This window comes from Moorena sp. SIO4E2 (genome assembly GCF_010671945.1).
In the GTDB taxonomy this organism is placed as follows: Bacteria; Cyanobacteriota; Cyanobacteriia; order Cyanobacteriales; family Coleofasciculaceae; genus Moorena; species Moorena producens.
In genome coordinates this window covers 1-1076 of record NZ_JAAHIE010001407.1, presented here as the reverse complement: position 1 = coordinate 1076, position 1076 = coordinate 1, and the positions used below count along the sequence as shown (strand labels likewise).

The window sequence follows — 1076 nt, the reverse complement described above, 5'->3', positions numbered from 1 at the left end:
GGTGCAGCATGCACTGATCGTGTGAGGCTGGTGATGGAAAATATGCATACCTCGATCAAAACTCGTATTAGTTTCTCTCAAAAATCGGTGACTTTAAGGTTAATCGCGGGTATGCTTAGTGGTACTGAAAATGGTCAAAAGAGATCTTATCTGGCTGATACTCCGTTAGTTTAATTATTTTCATTTTTTATAGGGCTACGCCCAGGGAACAGGGAATAGGGAATAGGGAGTAGGGAGTAGGGAGTAGGGGTAAGAACATTGAATTTACTTCATAAGTATTTGAAACGCTATATTTTTAATTTTTAATTTTTAATTTTATAGTGTCCCAACGAAATTGCTCTAGTTTATCCCGTTGATCGAAAAAGTATTCTTCTAGATATGGCTCAATCTCCCTTCGCCAGATATCTTCAATTTCATTAGCTATAGTTTCTAGTAGAAAGAAGGAGATTCCCAGGGAGTAGTTAGGATCTGCGATCGCATTATTTATTTGTTCGAGTATCTTAATCAATCCATTAACTGGAAAATCCGTTGTTTGGTGATATCGTCTTAAGATTTCATAGTTGGGAGAGAGCCGAATAAATGCAAAGCGACGGCGAAATGCCTGATCAACTAGAGCAATAGAACGGTCTGCTGTGTTCATAGTACCGATGATCCGAACATTTTTCGGGATACTGAATAGTTGATTACTGCCAGCTAAGGGAATTTTTTGATCCCGGTACTCTAGTAGATACAATAATTCTCCAAACACACTAGCGAGGTTAGCACGATTAATTTCATCGATGATTAGAACACAAATTCCTCGCCGAGACTCAGCTTTCTTACAGAATTCTAGGAATCTGCCTGGAACTAGAGGATATCTCAATTCCCCATTTTGACTTTGTGGACGGATACCTTGAATAAAGTCTTCATAGGAATAGGCAGGATGAAATTGGACAAGTTTTGTGAAGCCATCACTTCCACTGATTAAATGGTTAGCAATTTTTTGAGCACTATAGGTTTTACCTGTACCTGGTGGGCCGTAAAAAATTCCTTGTCCTTTGCGTTCAATAGCACGTATCCATGCCTCTAACTCTGCT

1 protein-coding gene is annotated in these 1076 nt (G+C 39.1%); it reads right to left on the bottom strand.

Translation table 11 applies throughout. The features are described 5' to 3' along the window. Window positions 1-295: 295 nt before the first annotated feature. On the bottom strand, window positions 296-1076 hold a 781-nt coding region (locus F6K37_RS44055; RefSeq protein WP_287257435.1), incomplete at its 5' end, for an McrB family protein.